General features: G+C 41.7%; 25 protein-coding genes. 8 read left to right on the top strand and 17 right to left on the bottom strand.

Going from position 1 to position 24635, the window contains the following annotated elements; translation table 11 throughout:
- Positions 1-18: 18 nt before the first annotated feature.
- Together BSG1_RS05360 and BSG1_RS05355 are read right to left on the bottom strand one after the other, a co-directional pair.
- Positions 19-939, bottom strand: coding sequence for a hypothetical protein (locus BSG1_RS05360; protein ID WP_006835901.1), 921 nt, complete (start codon positions 937-939; stop codon positions 19-21).
- A gap of 17 nt (positions 940-956) precedes the next feature.
- Positions 957-1799, bottom strand: a complete 843-nt coding sequence (locus tag BSG1_RS05355) for a GNAT family N-acetyltransferase (protein ID WP_006835900.1) — start codon at positions 1797-1799, stop codon at positions 957-959.
- 858 nt (positions 1800-2657) lie between these two features.
- Here BSG1_RS05355 and BSG1_RS05350 point away from each other — a divergent pair.
- Positions 2658-3818, top strand: a complete 1161-nt coding sequence (locus BSG1_RS05350; protein WP_006835897.1) for a glycoside hydrolase family 18 protein — start codon at positions 2658-2660, stop codon at positions 3816-3818.
- Positions 3819-3834: 16 nt separating this feature from the next.
- Here BSG1_RS05350 and BSG1_RS05345 read toward each other — a convergent pair whose 3' ends face one another.
- From BSG1_RS05345 to BSG1_RS05330, 4 genes are all read right to left on the bottom strand, one after another.
- Positions 3835-4119, bottom strand: coding sequence for a hypothetical protein (locus tag BSG1_RS05345; protein WP_006835896.1), 285 nt, complete (start codon positions 4117-4119; stop codon positions 3835-3837).
- A 24-nt stretch (positions 4120-4143) separates the two neighbouring features.
- Entirely contained in the window at positions 4144-5064 is a 921-nt protein-coding gene (locus BSG1_RS05340; RefSeq protein WP_044022471.1) for a DMT family transporter, read from the bottom strand.
- Between the two features lie 385 nt (positions 5065-5449).
- Positions 5450-5716, bottom strand: coding sequence for a DUF1292 domain-containing protein (locus tag BSG1_RS05335; protein WP_006835894.1), 267 nt, complete (start codon positions 5714-5716; stop codon positions 5450-5452).
- 28 nt (positions 5717-5744) lie between these two features.
- Positions 5745-5999, bottom strand: a complete 255-nt coding sequence (locus BSG1_RS05330; RefSeq protein WP_232214198.1) for a DUF6509 family protein — start codon at positions 5997-5999, stop codon at positions 5745-5747.
- A gap of 717 nt (positions 6000-6716) precedes the next feature.
- Between BSG1_RS05330 and BSG1_RS05325 the strand changes: the two genes are divergently transcribed.
- A complete protein-coding gene (locus BSG1_RS05325; protein WP_006835892.1) occupies positions 6717-7007 on the top strand; it encodes a hypothetical protein in 291 nt (96 codons plus the stop codon).
- Positions 7008-7012: 5 nt separating this feature from the next.
- Here the strand turns inward: BSG1_RS05325 and BSG1_RS05320 are convergent, their stop codons facing one another.
- On the bottom strand, positions 7013-7789 hold the full coding sequence (locus BSG1_RS05320) for a S1 family peptidase (protein ID WP_006835891.1): 777 nt from the start codon (positions 7787-7789) through the stop codon (positions 7013-7015).
- Positions 7790-7944: 155 nt separating this feature from the next.
- Here BSG1_RS05320 and BSG1_RS05315 point away from each other — a divergent pair, with 155 nt between their 5' ends.
- Positions 7945-9267, top strand: a complete 1323-nt coding sequence (locus BSG1_RS05315; RefSeq protein WP_006835890.1) for a short-chain fatty acid transporter — start codon at positions 7945-7947, stop codon at positions 9265-9267.
- A gap of 236 nt (positions 9268-9503) precedes the next feature.
- On the opposite strand, the gene BSG1_RS05310 is transcribed toward BSG1_RS05315, so the two are convergent.
- Entirely contained in the window at positions 9504-10430 is a 927-nt protein-coding gene (locus tag BSG1_RS05310) for a DMT family transporter (protein WP_006835889.1), read from the bottom strand.
- A 1086-nt stretch (positions 10431-11516) separates the two neighbouring features.
- Here BSG1_RS05310 and BSG1_RS05305 point away from each other — a divergent pair.
- Both BSG1_RS05305 and BSG1_RS05300 read left to right on the top strand, forming a co-directional pair.
- On the top strand, positions 11517-11720 hold the full coding sequence (locus BSG1_RS05305; protein WP_006835888.1) for a hypothetical protein: 204 nt from the start codon (positions 11517-11519) through the stop codon (positions 11718-11720).
- Positions 11721-11805: 85 nt separating this feature from the next.
- Positions 11806-12225 (top strand): VOC family protein, encoded by a 420-nt coding sequence (locus tag BSG1_RS05300; protein WP_006835887.1) that lies wholly within the window; start codon positions 11806-11808, stop codon positions 12223-12225.
- Positions 12226-12241: 16 nt separating this feature from the next.
- On the opposite strand, the gene BSG1_RS05295 is transcribed toward BSG1_RS05300, so the two are convergent.
- The 6 genes from BSG1_RS05295 to BSG1_RS05270 all read right to left on the bottom strand — a co-directional run bounded on the left by BSG1_RS05295 (position 12242) and on the right by BSG1_RS05270 (position 17646).
- Positions 12242-13003, bottom strand: a complete 762-nt coding sequence (locus BSG1_RS05295) for an exodeoxyribonuclease III (RefSeq protein ID WP_006835886.1) — start codon at positions 13001-13003, stop codon at positions 12242-12244.
- Positions 13004-13187: 184 nt separating this feature from the next.
- Positions 13188-14678: a DEAD/DEAH box helicase gene (locus tag BSG1_RS05290; RefSeq protein WP_006835885.1), complete on the bottom strand. Its 1491-nt coding sequence runs from the start codon at positions 14676-14678 to the stop codon at positions 13188-13190.
- A 50-nt stretch (positions 14679-14728) separates the two neighbouring features.
- Complete coding sequence (locus BSG1_RS05285; RefSeq protein ID WP_006835884.1) at positions 14729-14926, bottom strand: hypothetical protein; 198 nt, start codon at positions 14924-14926, stop codon at positions 14729-14731.
- 714 nt (positions 14927-15640) lie between these two features.
- Positions 15641-16309 carry a GNAT family N-acetyltransferase gene (locus BSG1_RS05280; protein ID WP_044022458.1) on the bottom strand — a complete coding sequence of 223 codons (669 nt, stop codon included), beginning with the start codon at positions 16307-16309 and terminating at the stop codon, positions 15641-15643.
- A gap of 15 nt (positions 16310-16324) precedes the next feature.
- Positions 16325-16537, bottom strand: coding sequence for a hypothetical protein (locus BSG1_RS05275; protein ID WP_006835882.1), 213 nt, complete (start codon positions 16535-16537; stop codon positions 16325-16327).
- 311 nt (positions 16538-16848) lie between these two features.
- Positions 16849-17646 carry a TIGR00266 family protein gene (locus BSG1_RS05270; RefSeq protein ID WP_006835881.1) on the bottom strand — a complete coding sequence of 266 codons (798 nt, stop codon included), beginning with the start codon at positions 17644-17646 and terminating at the stop codon, positions 16849-16851.
- A gap of 175 nt (positions 17647-17821) precedes the next feature.
- Between BSG1_RS05270 and BSG1_RS05265 the strand changes: the two genes are divergently transcribed.
- Positions 17822-18016, top strand: a complete 195-nt coding sequence (locus BSG1_RS05265) for an alpha/beta-type small acid-soluble spore protein (protein ID WP_044022470.1) — start codon at positions 17822-17824, stop codon at positions 18014-18016.
- A gap of 81 nt (positions 18017-18097) precedes the next feature.
- Here the strand turns inward: BSG1_RS05265 and speD are convergent, their stop codons facing one another.
- Positions 18098-18919, bottom strand: coding sequence for an adenosylmethionine decarboxylase (gene speD / locus BSG1_RS05260; RefSeq protein ID WP_006835879.1), 822 nt, complete (start codon positions 18917-18919; stop codon positions 18098-18100).
- Positions 18920-19140: 221 nt separating this feature from the next.
- Here speD and BSG1_RS05255 point away from each other — a divergent pair, with 221 nt between their 5' ends.
- Complete coding sequence (locus BSG1_RS05255; RefSeq protein ID WP_044022457.1) at positions 19141-20283, top strand: CAP domain-containing protein; 1143 nt, start codon at positions 19141-19143, stop codon at positions 20281-20283.
- A gap of 418 nt (positions 20284-20701) precedes the next feature.
- On the opposite strand, the gene BSG1_RS05250 is transcribed toward BSG1_RS05255, so the two are convergent.
- Together BSG1_RS05250 and BSG1_RS05245 are read right to left on the bottom strand one after the other, a co-directional pair.
- Positions 20702-23278 carry a DEAD/DEAH box helicase gene (locus BSG1_RS05250; protein WP_006835877.1) on the bottom strand — a complete coding sequence of 859 codons (2577 nt, stop codon included), beginning with the start codon at positions 23276-23278 and terminating at the stop codon, positions 20702-20704.
- Between the two features lie 34 nt (positions 23279-23312).
- Entirely contained in the window at positions 23313-24125 is an 813-nt protein-coding gene (locus tag BSG1_RS05245) for an Fpg/Nei family DNA glycosylase (RefSeq protein ID WP_006835876.1), read from the bottom strand.
- 243 nt (positions 24126-24368) lie between these two features.
- Between BSG1_RS05245 and BSG1_RS20145 the strand changes: the two genes are divergently transcribed.
- Positions 24369-24629, top strand: a complete 261-nt coding sequence (locus tag BSG1_RS20145; protein ID WP_198008194.1) for a hypothetical protein — start codon at positions 24369-24371, stop codon at positions 24627-24629.
- The last annotated feature ends 6 nt before the right edge of the window (positions 24630-24635 follow it).

The following is a 24635-nucleotide window of genomic DNA, read 5'->3' as shown; positions in this document are numbered from 1 at the left end:
ACTCCTTTTTTTATAAGATTATAATCTCCTGTATAGGTCCATTTGGTATCCATCTTGACTCCACGAATCCATAACTTGTTCTACAGGCAATACCTGCCATGGGTTGAACATTGTTTGCCCATGCTTATTGAAGCAATACCGGCTGTTTAGCAGGAACGCAGCGTGAACAGCTTGCCCTTGTTCGTTTTTCCAAACCAGTACATCCCTTTCCTTTAAATGGCCGGGATCGTGTTGAAAGTATTGATGTCGTTTCAGCAACTCAAAAAACCTGTCAGGGTTCATCCATTCCTCAATGATATTCATCTCTCCCGTAAAACCTGCGGCAGCAGCGGCAAAACAATTAGGACCGTTTTTAGAAGAAAAATGGTCAAAGAAAGGTGCGAGTGTACCATATTCTTTCTTAAATGCATTACGGATGACTTCATCCAGATCAGCATATACTGCCTTATCATTGGTCCACATAGCTGCATAGTTTAGGAGAAAATTTGTTTGTGACTCTAACGGTAGCAATTCCAACAGAAATCTTTGAATCATATAAATTTTTTTATCGTGATTCTTAAAGGAAGACTGCTCTAGGGTTTGGAATGTTTTATCGTCTCTAATTGCTAAAAGGGAGATCATCTCCTCTTCCGATAGAATCATCCCTCTGCGCAGCTCCCACTGTTCTTTAATAATTTGCTTCTTCTGGTCCTTGGTCAGCTTCAAAAATTCCTCATTATCGATTGTCGTGTAATATTTTGCTTCTTTACTGACAGCCCAGGTTGCAAAAGCTGTTTTATCATCCAGCGAGAAGGTTTGTGAGGTTTCGGATCTGAATTCCTTACAGGTTAAAAAATCCAGTTGGTTCCGAAAGAATAAAAGATCATAAGAGGGAACCAGCCGTTCTCTCCACTCTCTTAATACCTCATCTGTCAGAATATAGCCTTGTAGTTGTTTCATAATTTCTCCTCTGCATATCACTTGATATATTTTCGATAGACCTCAGTATGCTGCAAAAACTCGAATCCCGCGCTGTAATATAGATTTTCGGCCGCTGTATTGTTGTCCATATAGCAAATATGTATTTCTTCATACCCACTTTTCAGCATTTTGTTCATGGCAAACTGAAGGGCCTGCCTTCCCAATCCTCTTCCTTGATATTGAGGGGAAACCATTAAATTATCCACTTCTCCTTTGCCGATGGAAACTGACGCCATTATTTGGTTTCCATCCATGGCCACATAGACATCTTCTGGATCTCTCAATTGATAGGTCCTCACACTTGTGGGAGAAGCGAGATACGGTTTCAGGTCGTTTGATTCCTGAATAGGATAATAGCAATCCTGAACAACCTTCACAAACTGATCGAAGTGTTTATTTTCATAGGGCTCAAATGTTACTTCTGGTTCCGGGAATAAGCTCCCTTGATAAACCAGACCATTGGACCCCCACCATTTTTCCATTCCGTTTCTCTGGAAAAAAGAATCGCGTTCCTTCTTATCCATTTGAACATGTGCGGTGAGGACCTCCTGGTTCTCGTTCTCTGCATAGGCTGATAGTACACGAAACAGCTCGGTACCGATCCCCTTCTTACGGAAAGAGGGTTTAACGTATATTGTGAGATCTGCCTGTTTTTCACCGGCTCCGTTCACTGAAAAAACTGCATAGGCAGCGCCCTTTACGTCATCCTCGACGTAAAAAATGAAGAATCCGGCATCCCTCTCAATTTCTTCTATATTAAAAAAATCATAACCGCCATCAATGGTATCAATAAATTCTTTGGCGACAGAAAAGTCTGAAGGTGAGTAGTGTTTAATCATTGGTTACAACTCCGTTTGATTAGGTTATAGAAGACTTCTATATTTGAGCTGGGAATTCCTTTAAATGAATAGATCCGATTTAGTGAATCAAGTGTCATCTGTGCTCGTGAATAACATAACTGGCAGATTAATAGAGTGTCACCATTTTTTGTCATTCATTAGGCTATTTTTAGAAAGGCTGTTTTCTAAATGATTGTTGATTTTTAACTAATTCTTCTAGATGTTTTTTTGCGAATAGTTGATTGGAGAGTAAGGTGTGCGATCTCCTGCGGGACTAGCGGGACAGGTGAGACCCCCAATCCAGTTGCAGCGCCCAGCCCCTCTGGGTCAAATAACCCTGAGAGAATAAAAGGGAAGATCGCCTTTTTTTCTCTCAGGAACATTTGCCTGTCGGGGCTGAACAGGGCGCTTCCACTTTTTATACAGGCGCAGCCGAGGAGGCTCACCGCCCGCCCCGCGGAGTCGCACACCTGAAGCGGAAATCAACTATCTCATCCAAATAGCAACAATATTTACGAAAAGAGTTTTTTGAAAAGACGGTAAGCAGGTACACAACCCCCAAATGATGAGGTGTACTTGCCTTGCGTGTTACATCATTTCATCAACGATCACGCAATGATGAGAGGCGCTCGCTCAACGAGGTACATCATTCTATCAAAAATGCAAAATGATGCACGGCATTCATCATTCATTATTCATCCTGCACTGTACATCACCTCAAGAGCTGCAGCTCTTCCGGCTGGAATTGTACATTTCAAGACTGTACACCTGATTTTCAGCCTTATATTACCAGCATTCACTGCTCTTGTTATCTGTTAAACTTTTAAATGTTGAAGTCTGACAGGAGGCATAGCATCCATGAAAAAGATTAGTATACTGCTGACCCTGGTACTTACTTTTACGTTTGCCGGAGGCTTTTACGCAGGAATTGCTTATATAGAAGCAAAGTCTATTAAAATAAATCCCGATTTCCACCATTCACGGAGTGCGGATATGAAGTTAACCACAAAGGAAGTACCTGAAAAGAACACAGCCTCTTCCAAGGTGCTGATGGGGTATGTACAAGATTATCATGATCCGGATAAAACAGAATATAATCATTTATCCCATGTTATTTTTTCTTTTGCCCATCCATCTAAAAATGGCGACTTGCTTATGAGCGGTGATTACGCAAGGGAGAACTTGCGGAAAACGGTGAGGCTCGCGCATGAACAAAATACCAAAGTCCTGCTTGCAGTTGGAGGCTGGTTTCATATTAGCGGCGGTGAATCTTACCCCTACTTCAAACAAGCGATATCCAATGGGACTGCGAGAACAAAACTTGTCGATGAATTGATAAAGATGGTTAAGCAAGAGAGCCTGGATGGAGTCGATATTGACTTCGAGCATCCCCGCTCTCAAGACGATGCTGAACATTTAGCAGGATTTATAAGAGAATTGAATACAAAACTTGAAGTATTAGATAAAGAGCTGTCTATCGCTGTTTATTCAAAAGTCGACAGTGTAACTGGACAGGAAAATAAATCTGTCATCTTCCTCCCTTCTATGTTTGAGGATGTGGATTATGTCAATATCATGGCTTATGATGGCCATTGGGACGGCGGCTACAATGCAGCCAACCTCTCCCCTTATCCTTATACAGAAAATGTGGTCCGTTACTGGAGTGAACTATTTGACGTTCATGGACTCCCGAAGGATAAATTGGTCCTGGGCGTTCCGTTTTATGCACAGCCTGAAGAACCTTCCAAGTCAGCGATCTCATACTCTGCAGTAATTAAAAAAGGAGTCGAGAATGCTGGAAAAGATACTGTCACAATTGAAGGCATTACCTATCATTATAATGGCAAAGATACAATCCAGAGAAAAACCGAATTGGCCCTGAACAATGAATTCGGCGGGATGATGCTTTGGGAAGCAGGACATGATGCCCGAGGAGAACACAGCTTGACGAAAGCGATTTCGGATGTTCTTACGAAAACGGCAGAAAAAGAAAAAAATATGTTTTGGGCAGTACAATGAAAAAGACAGCGGAATCTTACTCCGCTGTCTTTTTCTTAACATAATTAATGAAACCCGCTCTGTGGCCTTCATTATCGATAATTTTCCTCACATAATAAGGATCGTTCAACAACCCGTCCCTCTTGGAAGTTTCAACAAATTCCTCTATTTCCGGGTGCGCCTTCAGTTCCCTGTACCAGTCCTGCTCTTCAAGTTCCTCCCATAGTTCCTCTACATCCGGCTCTTTTATTCGTAGGATATATTTTTGAATAAAACCTGCTATAAGTGCTCCAGTCAATAGAAGCAGAAGTAGAACAAGCATAAATCGGCTCCTTTTTGATTATTCTTAAGCAGATAAAGAATGCTGTTTCCTGCGCATCTTCATCAGGACTTTGAATGTCCCGGTTCCGAGAAGGACGCCAAACACAATGAAGCAAAAGCCTATCCAATGTTTTGACTGAATCTGCTCCCCAAGGAACACGGACGAACCCACTATCGAAAAGAATGGAGTCAGGTTAATGAAAATGGAAGTTGATCCTGCTCCCAGCCTATGGATGCTGTAATTATAGAGCATGTGTCCAAGACCGGTTGCCAGGATTGCCGAACCTATCAGTGTCCACCAGACAAATTGTGGTTTATCCAGTGAGAAGACAGCCTCATTTGCAGGGAAAAAGAAACTGGCGGCAATCAACAGGATCGAGCCCATGAACAGCATCATGCCAGTCATCTGTCTGGAATCTATGCTGACACTTAATTTTTTGATTAAGATAAAACTAACCGCCTGTGTTAAGACTGCCCCCAGGATATATAAATCGCCAACAGATAATCCGGAAAGGGTTCCTTTTTCGTTCATGACAATTAGATAAACTCCCATTAAAGCAGCCAATATTCCAAATCCTTTTGTAATTGTGAGCTTTTCATTTAAGAAAATCATTGCCATGACAGAGGTTGATAATGGGACAAGCCCCAAAATCAGGCCTGCATTGGTAGCGGTTGTTGCTGTGAGCCCGATAGCAAGAAAAAGATGATGGCCCAAGACGCCAAATATCGCAGCAGAAAATATTCCGATCAAGCTCTTTCGAGAGAGTTTGTGAAAGCTTTTTTTAACAAGCAAAAAAAGGATGACGGCCAATCCGGCCATCATGACACGAACACCCTGAATCATAACTGGTGGAAAATAAGTAACAAGAATCTTAATGGCTGAAACATTGAAGCCCCAGATCACCATCAATAAAAACAATAATAAATATAGCCCCCACTTGGACACTCTCTTCACACTTCTTTCTAAGATGATAATGTTAAATTTAGCAGGGTGCTGTCCCGCTGTAAAGAAAAATGGCATCGGGATTTTTCTGAGACGTTTTTAAATGATTTAGTGTACAACTAAAATACTCATGAGGCACCCTAATCGCGTTAGATCAAGGTAAGTGTCTTATGAAGGGTTCATGAGTCACCCTATCACCGATAGATCAAGAAAAAATCTCATGAAGCATACAAGAGACCCTTATTCTCCAAAAACTGTCTTAAGATTCATTCATGAAGCACTCACCAGGCTAAACCACCAATAGCTGCTTCAAACTGTAATAAACTAACTTCAATTTACGAAAACAAAAAAGTGCTTCACAATTAATATGAAGCACTAAAAGTTGGTACTAAAGCTGCTCCATATTTTTGGCAAACTCCGTTGATACCTTCGCAAATTCTTCATCATCTTCTATTCCTGTAAGATCGCCCTCAGCGTCTACTTTCAAAAAGAAAATATCCATGTCTTCCTGAGACTGCTCCTTTACATCGTCTGCAAAGGCTACAGCGGCATACTCATCTCCGTCCAGTGTCAGGGTAGCAAGTACTTCGATATCCTGTTCCTGATCCTCTTCATCGATTAGTGTAAATACTTCTCCTACTTTAACGCTTTCCATATAGCATTCTCCTTTCAATTCTCAATTCTTAAGCTTCTTCTGATTTGTCTGCATTGTGAAGCTTGGCAATATATGTACGGATGGATTCTTCTTCCTCTTCTTCGAGTTCGAAATCAAAATATTTTTCAGTGGATTTTTCCATGAGGTAGTATTGAGCGACACGGGATCCCTTTTCATCAACCGCATAAATCGCTTTGATCATAAGCCCGTTTTCAGTATATAGCTCATCATCCTCAGGCACTTCAACATCTAAGAGATACTCATAACGCTTTCCAGTCAAGATACCTGTTGGATCTTAAATTTTTTCAACTGTATGTCCAGTTATTTTCATATATATTGCATTCCTTTCGCTGCTTCTAAGATTAATTTCTGGTAAACCCTTAACAATTATACACGTAAACAACCCAAAGACCCATAATTAGTTCCTGATTGTAGCTTTATTATTCTAAAGGCACTATTAGAAACTGAACGGCGCATCGAGTGTGACCGTCCAGTTATGGATATTTTAGCTCGCTTCACCCGCAATTCTCTCTGTAGGGGTATTTCGCGATATATTCAGAGAATTCCGCTTGCTTTATGTCTTCGAGTGCACTTTTTTCTCTGAGAATTCCTAAGTGTTCTAACATGCTTTTTAACATCTCCAGCAGCCCCGATTCTTTTTAAGTGACGTAGGCTTTGTTAGTGTAGCATTCAGCTTCTATTAGTATCAAACTGTTTACCTTTTTCGATATTTCCCGCTTGCGTTTCATAGGTCATTTTTTAATCAATTGTTTCTACCCTTTACAATAAAACTGAAAACTTCAAATAAAGGAAAAAAATAGAATGGCTGAACAGTAATAGCGGACGAAATTACACAAATCTTTTGCTGTATAGTACCATTAAGGAACAGAAACAGGTGTTGTTTGTGGAAAGGTGTATAAACATCAGATAAACTGTCATATCCTGCGGTTTCCCGGGAAACTTTCGAAATATTCACACCTTAGATTGGAGGAAAAATCAAATGAATGGCCAATGGTCTGAAAAAGAAATCATTGAGAAATATCAGCAGGATGAAAAAATGATGATCCTTGCATTTGCCCAGTGGTGCATCAACCATGATTATGATCCAGCAGAAGTTTATACGCGTGCATATCCCCACCAAGGAAATAATCTTTTGTTAAAAGAAGCTATTGAAGCTACCATTCCGAAAGAAGAATCCGAGGAGATCCCCCTCCCCTCTTTAGTTGCAGTTTTAGAAATGTACGGAAATGAAGAGCTTGCTTTTGTCATTTCTCAAATGAAGAAAAAGTAGTTTATTCAAGGAAGGTCGGGGATTTTGTCAACCGGCACAGCCAGTCCTTCCGGCTTTTCTTTACTTCCTATAGAAGGAATTGTCATGGCATACACGACTCCTACCACCTTTCCATCGGAGTCGATGACCGGGCTGCCGCTATTGCCTTTTTCAATAGGAGCAGATAGGTATAACCTCTCCCTTACTTTCGTGATGGAACCTTCCATAACGATTTGATGGTAGGCAAGCGGATTGCCTATGACATAAATGGAGTCCCCGCTTTTCCCCTTCTTTTTTTCCTGGATTTCCAGGTAAGGCATGTCCTCGCCATCAACGTCCAGTATTGCAATGTCAAGGTCTGGATAGTCTTCAACAAGCTCTGCCTGCATAATATCGCCATTTGGAAACACAACGGTTATGGGTGCCATGTTTTCAATGACGTGGTGGTTTGTAACGATAGTACCGTCTTCAGCTATATTAAAACCTGTTCCCTTGCTCCCATTTCCTTCGATTGTGACGACAGCCCTTTTGTAATCCTGGATATTTTCAATCTTTGAAAGCTCGTTTGATTTTGGGAGGAATGAGAATGAGGGCATATTGAAAACTCTAACCCAAACAGCCAGCACACTGATAACGAGACTGAGAGCTATAGCAAATGCAATCATCTTTGCAAGCCATGATCGAAATTTGCTTTTGGCCGGCGATTCTTCTTCTTCCATAAAAAAATCTTCTATATCAGGTTCTTCACTGAAGAATTCCTTTTCATCTTCATCTCTTGATTGCGGATTATTATGATGCTCCATGCTTGCCTCCAATTACTTCTGTTTTCTAAAGTGTAACGTAAACCTTCCTTGTATACTATTAATCGACTCATTATTTTGATTTTTCTGGAATAATTGTAAATGATTTAGTATATTAGTAGGTACTAGAATGAACTACTATCAAAGGAGGAAATGCAATGGGAAAATTAATTTCATTCTTTAACAGGATTATGCAGCGGTATCTGCCTGATCCCTTTTTGTTTGTTGTAATTCTGACATTCATCGTTCTGGGACTAGGGCTTATTTTCACAGACAGCTCCGTTATGAACATGGTTCAGTACTGGGGAGACGGCTTTTGGAATTTGCTCGCATTTTCCATGCAGATGGTTCTGGTACTCGTAACCGGTTATGTATTGGCAAGCAGCCCTGTTTTTAAGAAAGGCCTGGGTGCACTGGCATCTTCCGCGAAATCTCCATCACAGGCTATCATCATCGTGACGGTTGTTTCCATTATTGCCAGCTGGGTGAATTGGGGCTTTGGCCTTGTAATCGGTGCCTTGTTTGCAAAAGAATTGGCCAAGAAAGTTAAAAATGTCGATTACCGGCTTTTAATTGCAAGCGCTTACAGTGGTTTTCTTGTCTGGCATGGAGGATTTTCTGGCTCCATACCTTTAACGATTGCCACAGAGGGACACTTCTCACAGGAATTGATTGGGGTCATCCCTACAAGTGAAACCATATTTGCTGTGTTCAATGTAACGATTGTTCTCGCCCTTTTTATTATCATTCCGATTTTAAACCGTTTTATGATGCCGTCACAAAAAGATACAGTTGTTGTTGATGCGCAGATACTCGAGGAAGAGACGTCTGCGACGGAAACTGCCGCTGCTATTGCGGAAACTCCGGCTGACAGGCTGGAAAACAGTTATATCGTCTCTCTGTTGACGGCGGTCCTTGGTATAGCTTTCTTAGTGTATTATTTCGTGAATAACGGTTTTGCTCTTAATCTAAATATAGTTAACTTTCTTTTCTTATTCCTGGGCATTCTTTTCCATGGCACGCCTAAACGTTTCTTGGAATCTGTTATTGAGGCAGTGAAAGGTGCAAGCGGCATTATCATCCAGTTCCCTTTTTATGCTGGGATCATGGGCATGATGACGGCATCTGGCTTAGCAGCTGTCATGTCAGAAGGATTCGTCAGCATTTCGAGTGAATTCACCTTCCCGTTCTTTGCTTTCCTCAGCGCCGGAATTGTCAACTTCTTCGTACCTTCAGGAGGAGGACAATGGGCTGTCCAGGCGCCGGTCATGCTTGATGCGGCCCAAACCCTGGGTGTTTCGACTGCGAAAACGGCGATGGCTGTTGCCTGGGGAGATGCATGGACCAATATGATTCAGCCATTTTGGGCTCTTCCCGCACTTGCGATTGCAGGGTTGAAAGCGAAAGATATCATGGGCTTCTGTACCATCACACTGATCGTCAGTGGCATTGTCATCTCGTTGGGATTGCTCTTTATTTAAGGCTCTTTTCGTAAACTTTGTTGCTATTTAATACGAACTATAAAAAATACTTACTTAATTAACTAAAAATAGCTGATAAACAAGAAGAAAAGAACTAATTCACCTTATTCAGAGAAAAAAGACCTTGTCTCCAAGGGAAAAATCCGGCTCTTTGGATTTTACCGAGAGCAACAATATATACGAAAACAGCGTTATTTAATGAAAACAACAAGCGGTGTTTGCCGCTTGTTGTTTTTTTATCGCTTGTTACGGATTGAAGGTGGTCTGAAGCGGCCCGTGATATCACCGTTGACGGCTGCTACCCCGGCAATGATGATCAGTCCTCCTGCTATGCTCATCATCATCGCCTTTTCGTGAAGAATGATGATGGCGGCCAAAAAAGTAACAATGGGTTCCAAGTACATCAGGACCCCTGCCTGGGAAGCCTGAAGCACTTCCAAAGATTTAGCCCAGAACCAATAGCCTGTCCCTGACACAAATACCCCTAAAAATATAAGGTGTCCCCATTCAACCGTTGATAAGTCAGGCAGCCTCTCCCATCCATGATTCCTTATAATGAATGGAGTGCTGACAATGAAGCCGATCAGAGTGATATAAAATGTAAGCACAGTAGGCCGGAGAGGAATCTTTAAACTTTTTAACAAGACCGTGTAGACAGCCCAATTTAACGTGCTTAAGAGCATCAAGAAAAAACCAAAGTTCAAGCCAAACTCAAATCGGTTTTCTGCGCCGGCCGTCGTGACCATGAAAACTCCGATGATAGCGGTAATTATTCCGATAGCTTTCCGGAAGTTCATTTTCTCATGTAAAAAAATCATGGACAGAAAGACGGTGAAAACAGGTGTTACCGAGATCAGCCAGCCGGCTGAAGAAGCATCGATGAAAATAAGTGACGTCGTTTGCAGCAGCTGGTGGCAGAACGTTCCGAGGATTGCCAGGATGAATAGATGAGGAAAATAATTAAGTGGGAAGCGCATTCTCTCTCCATTGAGCAATACGATCATCAACAAAAATACGGCTCCTATTCCAAAACGAAAAGTCACTAAAGTAAAGGGATCGAGTTTATCCAATACCACTTTAGCTGAAACAAAGGAAACACCCCAGAAAAAGATTGCCATCCCTGCATATAATGAAGCAGCCATCTTGGAATTTAATGCACCCATTACTCTTATCCCTTTCTTATAAAAGACTTTACTTCAACATATGCTTGTCCCTTCTGGGCAATTACTGAAATTGGATCTTGGAGTTCCGATTACTTTGTTTATGGCCTAACATCTTATTGGTTATTGCATCACAATGGCATGATTAGTCCTTCTGATAGTGGAGATCAATGGTTCGGTTACCTCCTTAACGGCTCAACACCTCTTCGGAAAATGAATCTCACTGGTTTGATTAGCTTCTAATCAGACCAACATCCTTGCGAATATTGAATCTCAGTGGTCTGATTAGTTCCTAAACGGTACAACATCCCATCAATGATTGAATCTCACTGGCCTGATTAGCTCCTAATCAGACCAACATCCTTACGAAGATTGAATCTCACTAGCCTGATTAGCTCCTAAACAGACCAACATCCCTTCGAAAATTGAATCTCAGTGGCCTGATTAGCTCCTTAACGACCTAACATTCCTTCAAAAAATGGATCTCATTGGCCTGATTAGCTCCTAAACAGACCAACATCCCTTCGAAAAATGGATCTCACTGGTTTGATTAGGTCTTAAACAGACCAGCATCCCTTCGAAAATTGAATCTCAGTGGCCTGATTAGCTCCTTAACGACCCAACATCCCTTCAAAAAATGGATCTCACTGGCCCGATTAGCACCTAAACAGGCCAACATCTCATCAGAAAATGAATCTCACTGGCCTGATTAGCTCTTAAACAGACCAAAATCCCTTCGAAAATTGAATCTCACTGGTTCGATTAGCTCCTAAACGGCCCAACATCCCTTCGAAAAATGGACCTCACTGGCCTGATTAGCTCTTAAACAGACCACAATCCCTTCGAAAGTTGAATCTCACTGGCCTGATTAGCTCCTAAACAGACCAACATCCCTTCGAAAGTTGAATCTCACTGGCTTGATTAGCTCCTAAACAGACCAGCATCCCTCCGGAAAATGGATCTCGATGTGTCGATTAGCTCGCAATCTATCAAAATTCAAAAGAAAAAGAAACTTAATTTTAGATAGTAGATACATGACCAAGCAATCTCCTCTGAAAAGCATAATCTGATAGTAAGGAGGGGAGCAATATGTATTATTCGCTGTTGTTGTTTTTGGCGGCTATCGGTGCAGGACTAGCTCTGTTATTTGTATTATGTACTGGAGCTGCATATTTTCTCGGCCCTGGGCTGGTAAAGTTGTTAGTGGTGTTTGCGGTTATTATAATAATCGTCTTCGCCTTGATCATCATTTTCCTGGCCATAAAAGCCTTGCTGTACAGAAAGCGTTGCTAATCTCTCAGGGACTGTGCATTCTGCAGTCTCTTTTTTTTTGAGAGAAATCTTTTATATAGTAGAATAAACGGAAAGGAGTGATCGTATGGAAAAAATATTAGACCATATCGGAATAGCGGTCAGGGATATGGAAAACAGTATACATATTTATACGAATGTACTGGGAGGCGTATTGGTTGATCGGTACCGAAGTGATGCGGTTGGTGTGGAAAGTGAAATAGCTGTCATCGAGTTAAATGGCGACCGTTTCGAGCTGCTGTCACCGACAAATAACACCACTTCCCCCATCGCCCGCTTTATCAGACAGAAAGGCAAGGGTGTGCATCATGTAGCTTATAGAGTCGGCAATTTGGATGAAGCTCTGATTGAATTAAAGGATCAGGGAATTCGTACGTTGGAGGATACTTTGAGGATCAATAAACATGGGCGGCGTCTTATCTATCTCAACCCTGCTGATACCGAAGGGACCATCATTGAATACTGTGATTATCCCAACGAAAAATGATCTGTGAAAACACAGATCATTTTTTAAAATCTATCTCGATATATACAGGACAATGGTCACTGCCAAGAACATCGGTATGCATGCCGGCATCCTTCAATGAATCTTTTAATCTATCAGAAACAATAAAGTAGTCAATTCTCCATCCAATGTTCCTTTCCCGGACCTTGCTCATATACGACCACCAGGTGTAGGACTGATCCTTCTCAGGGTAGAGGTGCCTGAAACTATCAACAAAACCTTCATTAAGAAGAGTGCTCATCTTCTCTCTTTCTTCTGTAGTGAAGCCGGAATTCCCATGATTGGATTTTGGATTGCGAAGATCAATCTCATTATGAGCGACATTCAAGTCGCCGCAATAAATGACTGGTTTGATCTCATCAAGTTCCTTGATATACGCTCTTACTCGTTCTTCCCAATGAAGCCTGTCCTCTAACCGGGAAAGGTCCCTCTTGGAGTTGGGTGTATAGACATTCAGGAGGTAGAAATCCTCAAACTCCAATGTAATGCAACGGCCCTCTGGTTCATCATCATCTTCCCCAATGCCATAGGATACGGAAAGCGGTTCTTGTTTCGTGAAAACGGCTGTTCCTGAATACCCTTTTCTCTCAGCATAATTCCAATATTGGTGATAATTCTCCAAGTCTAACTGGATCTGTCCCTCTTGAAGCTTTGATTCCTGTATACAAAATATATCGGCATCGACATCTTTGAAAAAGTCCATAAAGCCTTTTTTTACACATGCCCTTATGCCGTTGACATTCCAAGACACTATTTTCATTTAATGATCTCTCCTGTTGATTTACTAGATTACTATTTTAGCAGATATTCTTCTATTATTCATGGATGGATTACCCTCCACTAAGTGAAATGAGGATAAAAATGGATCCCGCAGGAGGTCATATACTTTCCACTTCAATAAATGAAAAAGAGTATAACCCCTGAAGGACTTATACTCTTTCCTCTTACTTATTTCGCTTATTTTTTAATCCTGAGGAGCTGCGGCCTCTTCTGCCTTCTGCGCTGCTTTTGGAGGTGCTTCCTCTTTTGTTTTTGCCGCCTGAATTTTTATCGGCAAATTTATGAAGTGCTCCGCGTTTGACTTCTTTGGCTTCGAGCATATTTGATCGCTTTTTCGGCTTTGAGGATGTTTTTGGTTTTTGGCTGCTCCTGGTCGAATCAGCAGCTTCACCCTTTTTGCCCTTGCCATTTCGGGAGTGATTTTCTTGTTTGCTTCTGCTCCCTTTTCTATCTTCCCGCGGCTTTTTGTCTCTTGAGGTATGTTCTTTCCTGGAAGCGGCTTTTTTAGGCTTCCTTTTTTCTGTGTCATCTCTGTCGATGATATTGCCGATATTCTGTTTTGGCAGTCGTATGTTTAACTCTTTTTCAATTTCAGCAAGCTGATCTTTTTGTTGAGGAGAATAGAATGTGACTGCAAGCCCTTTTTCGCCTGCTCGCCCTGTCCTTCCGATTCGATGAACATAACTGTCGGCATCTTCAGGTATATCGTAGTTGAATACATGAGTGATTCCTTCCACATCTAGTCCTCTGGCAGCCACATCAGTCGCGATTAACAACTGAAACTCAGCATCCCTGAATCGCTTCATTACTTTTTCACGTTTGGCCTGCGATAGGTCACCGTGTAACTCATCGCACATAAAGCCCTCGGAAGCCAGAGCTTCGTAAAGTTTGGTCACTCTTCGTTTCGTCCGGCAGAAGATGACGGCAAGATAAGGCCGATATTCTTTTATCATTTCGATAAGGGTTGCCTGTTTTGCTCTGTCGTTTACAAAGACTGCTTTCTGTTCAACACTTTTGGCAGGCCCCTGTTTCCGTTCAACACTGATATACTCAGGGCTTTTCATATGCTTTTTCGCGAGTGTTTTAATTTCATCAGGTATCGTAGCTGAAAACAGAAGAGTTTGTCGTGTTTTTGGTGTTTCCCTGATAATCATTTCCACTTCTTTTAAAAATCCGATATGAAGCATTTGGTCGGCTTCATCCAAAACGAGGGAATTCAATTCTGACAGATCAATGGTTCCTCTGCCGATATGATCAAGTATCCTTCCTGGTGTTCCTACTACAATGCCGACATTTTTTCTGAGTTTATTAAGCTGCTTTTCAACATCCTGTCCGCCATACACAGGCAGAACACTGATGCCTTCAATATGACGGATCAGCTTGCGGACCTCTTCCGTAATTTGAAGGGCAAGTTCTCTTGTCGGGGTAACAATTAGAGCCTGTATACTTTGCTGGTTAAAATCAAAATTTTCGATGATTGGTAAGATAAATGCAAGGGTTTTCCCGGTCCCTGTCTGTGCCTGAGCTATAACATCTTTACCCTTTATGACAGCAGGAATGGCTTTTTCCTGAATGGGGGTCGGGGTTGTAACATTCTCTTTCTGCAGTCTTTCTATGACAGCTTCGGAGATACCTAACGATTTGAAATTATTCAATTCTGTCCCTACTTTCGCTTTAAAAGGAAATCTTTAATTTGATTACTCTCTTAATATTTTCTTTTATGAATGGCTTTTTGCTTTTCCATTAAGCCGTGAGATTTTTCGATAATATCTGTAAGCACATCGCCTTTATAAATTCTGCCAAGCTTTGTGTTTTCTTGATAATACTCCACAATTTCCTCAAGCATATCTGCCGTTTCTTTGCTTATTCTGACATTCAGCTGGATTCTATTTTGATCACTCACAGTGACAATACTTCCTTTCCTGACAGCATTCTAGCAGCTGTTATCAAAGTGCTAGCAGATTGATAACAGCAACATAGTGTATGATAGCACATAAAAATGTCGATTGCTATTTAAATCTGTCGGAGGTTTGTGGTTTATTCAATAATACTTGGTTAGGAAGTCGGAATTTGAACAATAATTGTTAATTGTGATCTCTGTCGAATCCATCTAATTTCCTGCTTAGGCTCTTCGTATATTTAGTCTTTGAAAAGAGTAAGGAAATCATTCTGCCTAGTTTAAAATATAAAATCTCTGGGTTAGAAGATTATGTAAAACGGTTCTAGGAGAAAAAAGTGCATTCAATCTCAATAAAAAAGAAATATCTTGTTATTTACATTGGTGCTATTATTCCGCAACGAGTGCACGACTCCGCTGGGCGGGCGGTGATCCTCCTTAGATTCGCCTGTTTAAAAAGTGGAAGTGCCATGTTCAACCTCGACAGGCAAATGATCCTCAACTAAAAAAAAGGTGGTCTTTCCTTTCATTCGCTGGGGGTTATTTGATGTCTCACCAATCTCGCTAATCCCGCAGGAAATCATGACCTTCCGCTGAAATCATTCATAGTTTGCAATTCAGCTCTCAACCTTTGATAACATTGAACGTATAGAAAATAAAATTAAAGGAGGAAATCTTATAAGATTCCTCCTCTAATCTAATGATTAAAGTTTAAATAGTTTAATTATTAAAGAACGGATTTCTCCATTCCATGAGTGCAGCGTGATTCAGTGATTCTTCATCTTCTAAATAGTCAGGGATGACACCAACCGGTAAACGGCCGCAGCGAAGGAGGAATGAAATCACTTGGTCATGAGTCCCCCCTTTGACAACGGAGTCAAGGTATTGGGTGGCTGTCATTTTCTCGGAGGCCTTTCGATAACCCGGCATTCTTCCCCCGCCCAAAAGCCGTTCCAATTTGAGTTGAATGACCACTTCATACATGGAATGCATAAGGGCTTTACCTAGTCCAAGCCCTCTGAATCTAGGTGAAACACCAATGTCTACGATGTAAAGAGCATTCCCGTTTGGGTCATGTGTTTTGATATAACCATCATCGGTCACTTCAGACCAGGAGTGCTGAATATTCGAAGGGTCGAAAGTTGTGATCATTCCAGTGATCGACCCCGCAATCTCACCCTCAACCTCTATACATAGAGCCCCCTCTGGGAAAAGGGTAATGTGATTTGTCAGCTGATCTTCATTCCACCATAAATCAGAAGGAAACGGCGGTGGAAAGCTTTCCTTCTGGACTTTAATCAATCCTGGAAAATCTGATTTGTTATAGGTTCTGATCACTGCTTCAATAGGTTTGTCCTTTTTAAAAACAAACAATTTCTTTCGATACAATGTAGGACCTCCTTTTTAAGTACGGATGTTTACTGACTTGACGGCATGTCCGAATTCTTCTGGATGCGATTTCTTGTACCGGTCGTCGAATCTTTCCAGGAGCACGAGTGTAATTAGAGAAATTAACACAATCAAACCGACAAAAGCTACAATCAATGCGGCTAAATAATAGAGGAATTTTATAAGCCCCATCTCTTTTATTTTTTCCCAATCGATTGTAATCAGCACCTTCCTTATGTCCTGATTTCTAAATATTTTAACAAATCTTTGAGTTGCCGTTAATCAAAAAGCTTTTTATGGAACGCTGTTTTCGTATATATTGTTGCACTCGGAAAAATCCAAAAAGCCGGATTTTTCCCTTGGAGACAAGGGCTTTTTTCTCTGAATAAGGTGAATTAGCTCTTTTCTTCTTGTTTATCAGCTATTTTTAGTTAATTAAGTAAGTATTTTTTATAGTTTGTATTAAATAGCAACAAAGTTTACGAAAAGAGCCTTATGGAAAAACAAAAAAACGGCAAAGTGCCGTTTTAAAGAATCACTCAATCGTCTCCGTTAAGGAAATCCCCGAGTCCACCCAATAAGCTTCCTTCACCCCTTGATTGTCCTCCCCCTTGAGGAGCGCTGGCAAAAACCCTGTCAGCAAGGCGGCTGAATGGAAGTGACTGGATCCACACGGTGCCCGGGCCTTGAACGGTTGCGAAAAACATCCCTTCTCCGCCAAAGAATGCCGATTTGATTTTACCGACATATTCGATGTTGTAGTCCACTTCTCTAGTCATGGCTACCAGGCACCCGGTATCGACGCGCAGTTTTTCTCCAGGCTGAAGCTCTTTCCTGTGAATTGTTCCCCCTGCATGTAGGAAAGCGAGCCCGTCTCCTTCCAGCTTTTGCATGATAAATCCTTCGCCGCCGAAAAATCCTGTTCCAAGTTTTCTTTGGAAATCAATTCCAACCGAAACGCCTTTTGCAGCACAAAGGAAGGAATCTTTTTGGCAGATTACTTTTCCACCCATTTCACTCAAGTCAACTGAAATAATTTTTCCCGGGTAAGGTGCAGCAAAGGAAACATGCTTCTTGCCCATCCCCTGGTTGGTAAAAACGGTCATGAACAAGCTTTCGCCAGTTAACACACGTTTTCCAGCACCAACGAGTTTCCCAAAGAAGCCGGATTTTCCACTCGCAGAACCATCGCCAAAAATAGTTTCCATCTCAATGCCGTCCTCCATCATCATCATGGCACCCGCTTCAGCGATGACACTTTCGCTCGGATCCAGTTCCACTTCAACAAACTGCATATCATCTCCATATAACTGGTATTCAATTTCATGTGAATTCATTATGTATCCTCCTTTTTCTTACTATCCTCCCCTATTTATTCGGCTGTTAAGAGATAAATTCCTACCATAAGACTTAATTTTGCTTGAAATTATTGCCGGAATGAATATTCTTGATAAGGAGAAATTAAACATTGAGCACTATATTGCTCAATCCTTCATCGGGAGTGATTTGACCATGGCAAGAAACAAACTTGTGGTTCCTGGGTCAGAGAAAGTCCTGAACCAGATGAAAGAAGAAATCGCCAATGAGTTTGGAGTAACACTTGGAGCAGATACAACCGCACGTGCCAACGGTTCAGTCGGAGGGGAAATGACGAAGCGTCTTGTAGCCCTTGCTGAACAGACCTTGGCTGAAGGACAGAACAAATAATGCATAGCCCTCTTCTTTTGAAGGGGGCATATTTTTTCGTTGAAAAAAAGTCCCTTTGGGCAAGGGACTTATATTTAAAAATTACTGATTTGGACTTCCAGGAATGTTTTTTCCGTAGAAAATCTCATCCATTTCCAACTTCAGCTTGTCTGTGATCTCTTTTACTTCCTCGTCTTCCAGTTTTTCCTTGGTATAGCCGAACAGATAATTATTTATATCAAATTCTTTCAACTTACACTTCGTATGAAAGATATTTTGAGGATAGACGTTCACATCGATCATGTCATACTCTTCTTTGATTTCTTCAGGGATATAATTCTGAATCGAGTTGATGTTATGATCAATAAAAAGTTTGCGTCCGCTGATATCCCTCGTAAAGCCCCTGACTCTGTAATCCATCGTCATGACATCCGTCTCAAATGAATGGATGAGATAATTCAGGGCCTTCAAAGGAGAGATTTCCCCGCAAGTCGAAACATCAATATCGGCACGGAATGTGCTGATGCCTTCATGCGGGTGGTATTCCGGGTAAGTATGGACTGTGATATGGCTTTTATCGAGCTGCATCGTAACAGCAGAAGGAAGCGGTCCTGGTGACTCATCAAAGTGTTCATTCGGGACTTCGACGATCGGGCCCTCCGACACGAGGATCGTCACAGAAGCTCCTTGTGGGACATAGTCCTGTTTTGCTATATTGAGAACATGGGCTCCAATGATATCCGATACATTCGAAAGGATCTTGGTGAGCCTGTCCGCATTATACTGTTCATCAATATATTCAATATAAGCTTCCCGCTCTTCTCTCGTTTTAGTAAAACAAATGTCATACATATTGAAACTTAAGGATTTAGTCAAATTATTGAATTCGTGAAGTTGGATTCTTTCTTCATGAGACATTTTCATGTTATCTTTCCCCCTATGTAGAATTGTGCAGAAACTCTTCGTCTCAATTCAGTGATATTTTTTATGATACCCTGTCATTCAAAGAATAAAACGGTATTCTTCGTAGAAAGTAAGGCGATTAGCATAATATTCCAGTGTAAAAATGCGTAAATCGGTCTGTTTAAGAGTTTTTGAGCACGATGAAATCGGGTAGAATGGTAATTAAGATTGGAGCGTGAACCATGAGACGTCTACTACTGCTGGTATTGATTATACTGGTCGCCTATAATACAAAGCCCTATTGGGAGGAACATATTGACCCATCCATACTTGAAGACACCATTGCTAAGCTCGAGTCCTTTAAGGAAAAGCCGGAAGTGCAGGATGCCCTTGCCGGCATAAGTGACCGGATCAGTTCAATCATCTACGGGTTGGAAGATTCACTACAAGAGGTTAAGGAAGAGGTTAAAGAACCTAATAATGATGCAGAAGCTGTAGAAGTGAGCAAGCCCGAACTTTCAAAACCGGAAGATCAGGTATTTTCAGTTCATAATCTTGAAATTGGAGACACCAAGGAGTACGTTGAACAAACAGTGGGTACTCCTGTTCGATCAACGGTGAACGAATACGGCATTGAATGGCACGCTTACCACCAGGGCTATCGAAATTTCCTCATGGTATCCTTTGATGAAAATGATCAGGTGAGTGCCCTTTATACCAATCAGGACCTCATTGCTTCCGATTCTGGAATCGGATTGAACAGTTCGAAGGATGAAGTTCATAAAACACTCGGTGAGCCCATCTCTAAGATTAGAAAAGGATTGGTATACTATCAATTGCAAAATGACGGCGAATACGAAATGTACCAGCGCGATGATAGCTACATTACCGTTTTTTACGACAAACATGAAAATAATACGGTTACTGCACTGCAAATTATTGACGAAGACTTGGAACATGCCAAAAAAGATATCTATTCCGATGGTAATGACGGTTTGAAAGAAGGATTTGAATATCAGCTTTTTGACCTGACGAATGCTACCCGGGTCAATCATGGGTTGCCAGTATTGACGTGGGATGAGCATGTAAGAAGTACAGCGCGGAAACATAGCTTGGATATGGCCGATAATAACTATTTTAATCATACAAACCTGGAAGGACAGTCCCCATTCGACCGGATGCAGGAAGATAATATCACATTTACGGTTGCAGGAGAAAATTTGGCTTATGGTCAATTCAGTTCCATTTTTGCACATGAAGGTCTGATGAACTCTGAAGGGCACAGGAAAAATATATTGAAAGAGGAATATGAGTTCCTTGGTGTCGGAGTTGCATTCAACCAGGAATCACAACCCTATTATACAGAGAATTTTTATCGTGATTGATGTTTGCCGTGCCTTTGAGGGTGCGGTTTTTTTTTTGTTTTTAGTTCAATATAGGCTATTGTAATGTGTTTGCAGGTTAGGTGCGCTGAACTGGATTGGGGGTCTCTCCTGTCCCGCTAACCCCGCAGGAGTTCACGCACCTTCCGCTACAGTCAACTTTATAGAATCTTCCGTCTGAGTAATAACTCGGGGGCATACTCTTCGTAAATTGAGGCTTGATATGTACTCAAAGTGCCAGCCTGGGTACATATTCCTCGCAAAATGAAGGTTAATATGAAGTCAAAGTGCTAGCTCTGGGACATGTTACTCGTAAAAGGAGACTGAATATGTCCTCAAATCACTTGCTCGAAAACTACATTCCACACACCATCATACAAAAGAAAGCCGCTTCCCCCAAGGAAGCGGCTTTCTTACTGGTTCAGCCTCTATTTCCTCTGCCCCGTTTTCTTACACGGGCGTAATGGCAGCTGTCACAGATAGGGAATCTAAATCCGGCAGGCAGTCTTTTTCCGCACTGCTTGCATTTTAGTGTCATGGATGATACTTCTGTGTTCAGGCTTTCGTGAACCCCATCGGCAATATCTTCCCTCAAGCGTTCCCAGTAGATCGCTTCTGTTCCTCTTCCAAGCCGATAAAGGAATAGCAGATGCAGCCCAACTGCTTTATAGGCGACCTCTTGTTGCTCAAGGTTTTTTCGTTTTAATTTAGGCTCAGGGAGCTCGGTTCCACTTATAATGGCATCCATTGTTTCAAGCCATTGTGATGTCAATTCAGGTTCTTTCTTGGAAAACGGAAGATGGAGGAATCCGTATAGATCCATCATAGACAATCGGCCTTCTATCTCTGTGCCCCTTACCAGTTCATATAGCTCTCTTTCTTCGGATAAGGAAGCTTTTTGAGTCCCAAATGGGCTTTCAAACTTCTCCCACAGCTCGAAAAAGCGGCCTAGGTCATGATAATATTTTTGAAAACGTTCGAAAATGGAATTTGTCGGTGCTATCGCAAAAGATTGAACAGGTTCATCCTCTTGATCAAGCAGCTTGCTCATCTTTTTGATGTCTTTTGTAAAAGCTACTTTTCCGACATCGTATATCCCTTTGCGTCCGGCACGGCCTGCTATTTGTTTTACTTCCTGAGAAGTAAGGATTCTTCTTCTGGTTCCATCGAATTTATCGTTTTCTAAAAATACAATCCGGCGGATCGGCAGGTTCAGGCCCATTCCGATTGCATCTGTTGCAACAATGACCCGTGTTTCCCCTTTGATGAACCGCTGCATCTGTTTTTTTCGGGTTTCAGGCGGCATGCTTCCATATATCATGCTGACCGAATGCCCGTTATTTTGCAGCTTGGAGGCCGTTTCGAGGACCCGTCTTCTGGAAAAGCAAACCAATGCGTCTCCTCTTTTTGCATGCTTCAATGAAAATTCGCGTTCTTCTACTTGGAGTGGGATGTCCCGGTTGTATTCATTGATTTCTACATCACAATTTTCCAGAAGTCCCAGGAGCATTGGCTTAACGTTGCGGCTCCCAATGATATGGACTTCTCTAGCCCGCGCTTTGGTAATCGCTTTATACCAGGAGAACCCACGGTCTTTATCAGCCATCATTTGCGCTTCATCAATGACTACTACATCGAATTCTTCTTTCTCATAAAACATCTCCACTGTACAGGCAACATGATTGGCGCCTGGTACGGTCTTCTCTTCTTCCCCCGTTTTTAGATTACATGGCACACCTTCATTGTTCAATCGGTCATACACTTCCAAGGCAAGGAGACGTAAAGGTGCAAGGTAGATCCCGCTCCCTGCCTCTCTCATGCTTTCTAATGCCTGGTGCGTCTTCCCTGTGTTGGTTTCTCCGATGTGAAGGACGTATCGGGTATTACCGCCGAGGGAGACACTGTACTCCCGGCCGAAAATATCATTCATCATGCGGTCTTCTTCTTGCCTCTTGCGTTCCAGTTCCGCCAGTTCCGCCGCTTTTCTTTCTTCTCTGCGGGAAACATCTTCATGATATATGGCCTTATGTGCTTCCTCTTCAAAAGGAATTTGGGCAAGGTTAAGAAGGTCCTCCACGTATTCTTCCTGCAGATAGTCCGTATACACAAGGGCGGCATCGAGAAATTCATGTTGAAGCCATTTTCTTAACTCATCGGAAGTCAATTCATCCTCAAAAGCCTTCTGATACTTCGTTAAGTGTTCTTCGCTAACTCGTTTGAGAAGTAATTTAGGGAAGGTTTTCAATACATAGTTTGATACAAACTCTTCATATACGTAAAAATAAGTCTCATACTCCCAGTAACTTCTTCCGCGGTGCATTGTACGGTGAATTAGTCCATTCAGTTCATGAAAGAACTCGGAAAGCGTTCCAAATTCATCAGGATAAAATGGTCCGATTTCTTCCAACTGTTCTTCCAGCATAAAAGTATCGACATGACGGTATCTTACTTTTTCTTTAAAGTCACTCGCCAGTTTTTGGGCAACTGCATAACGGACAGGGAGATACCAATCCTGTTTTACTGAATGAAAAGTACTCTCGAGTGCTTTCGTGATCTCAAACTTAACACTTTTTTGTTCAACCTCAATTTTATCCTGCTCCAATCGCAGCAGATAGCCTTCCCTTGCCAGCTTATAACGTTCTTCCCATTGTTCTGCTTTGGACTCTGAAAGTCCTTGCAGCCAAGGAATGACATCGAAAGGTTGATAACCCCTCATTTCATTTCTGAAAACTTGATTGATTATCTTTTTATCCACCCCTTCGACCTCGTAGTCCCGGTCACGGAGGAATGCTTTCTTTTCACTCCTGCTGACAAAATTAGTGACTTTATTCAGCCAGACGTTTACCCATAACTGCTCTATATAATGTATTCTTTCGCTGAGGTAATCATTAAAAGAAGGAGCTGTCTCTTTTGTCTCCATAAAGCGGAAGATGTCTTCTTTTATTTTTCGTTTTGTGTCTTGTACTGCCTCTTCATGCAATTCATGTAACTTATCCATTTTAATCACCTTTTCTATACTGCTTTAGAGAATCTTACTTTTGGCAATTTCCGCAATAGAATGTTTTTTTTGAAGAAATTTTATCCTTGATTATTTGACTTCCGCAACGGATGCATGGCTCTCCTTCCCTGTCATACACCCTGCATTTAGAATTATACCCGCCAGTGAGGTTGTCTCCGGGAAACAACGGTTCTTCCATATATCCACCACTTGCAATTGCATCATTCAATATAAACTGCATGGACTGAAAGAGTTGACGGGTTTCATGTTGGGAAAGCTCATTGAATTTCCGTCCGGGCATGATCGCCGCATGAAAACAAATCTCATCGGAATAACAATTTCCAATGCCTGCGAGAAAACGCTGATTTACCAATGTGGTTTTCAAGCTCCCTCTTCGCTTTCCGGCCAAGTCGAGAAATTGCTCAACCGAAAATGGAGGGGTTATAGGCTCAGGGCCGAGATCATCCAATTCTTTTGCTGCTTCATCCAAGTCTTTATATAAATGTAAATACCCAAGTCTCAGGCCGATAAAATATAAATGCTGAATTCCAAAAGATAAGCGGATTTGGATGGTTCGGTCAGGCTTCTCCTGTTCACTGCCGTAAAACATCCAGCCGCCGAGCATTAAATGCAATAATAATACTACATCATTATCGAGGTGAAACAGCAAGTGCTTTGCTCTTCTTGTCACTTTTTTTATCGTCCGGTTTTTGACGAGATGTGTAAACTCATCTACAGGAACGTTTATCGATTTCTCCCTTCCGATCTCTACCTCGGATATTTGCTTATTAAGGATACGCTCTGATAAAAGGTTCTTATAGTTCTCCATTTCAGGAAGTTCCGGCATGGTATCACTCCCACTCTTTTTTCCTTATCTTTACCGAACCGGCACAAAAAACAAGTCCCATAAAAGGGAAACTTGTTAAGCTGCTTTATTACTTTAAACCACTAAGAGGGACTGTCCCTCTTAGTGGTTTAAAGCGATAAAGCGCACCGATATTAGCAGTTCAAGCCCCTTTTTGCTTCAATCGTAAACCGTTAGTCATTGTTTTCCATACAATAAATCGAATGTTATTTAAGGAGGTTGCTTATGTATAGAGAAAGTTTCCCTGTTCACGAACAGGATGAAAGAATATTACCTTTACTTCTTTTAGGTGCTGCTGGAGGATTTGGCGGATATGGATATGGTTACGGCCGTCCAGGGTTTGGTTATGGCAGACCTGGTTTTGGATATGGGTATGGCCGCCCCGGGTTTGGTTACGGCAGACCAGGATATGGATATGGTTTCGGCCGTCCCGGATTTGGCTACGGCAGACCAGGCTATGGGTATGGCCGTCCAGGTTTTTATTAAATAAGA

Source organism: Bacillus sp. SG-1 (genome assembly GCF_000181495.1).
GTDB lineage: Bacteria > Bacillota > Bacilli > Bacillales > Bacillaceae_B > Rossellomorea.
Note: the sequence above shows the minus strand (reverse complement) of the source record. Positions and strands in the feature narration are given on the sequence as shown.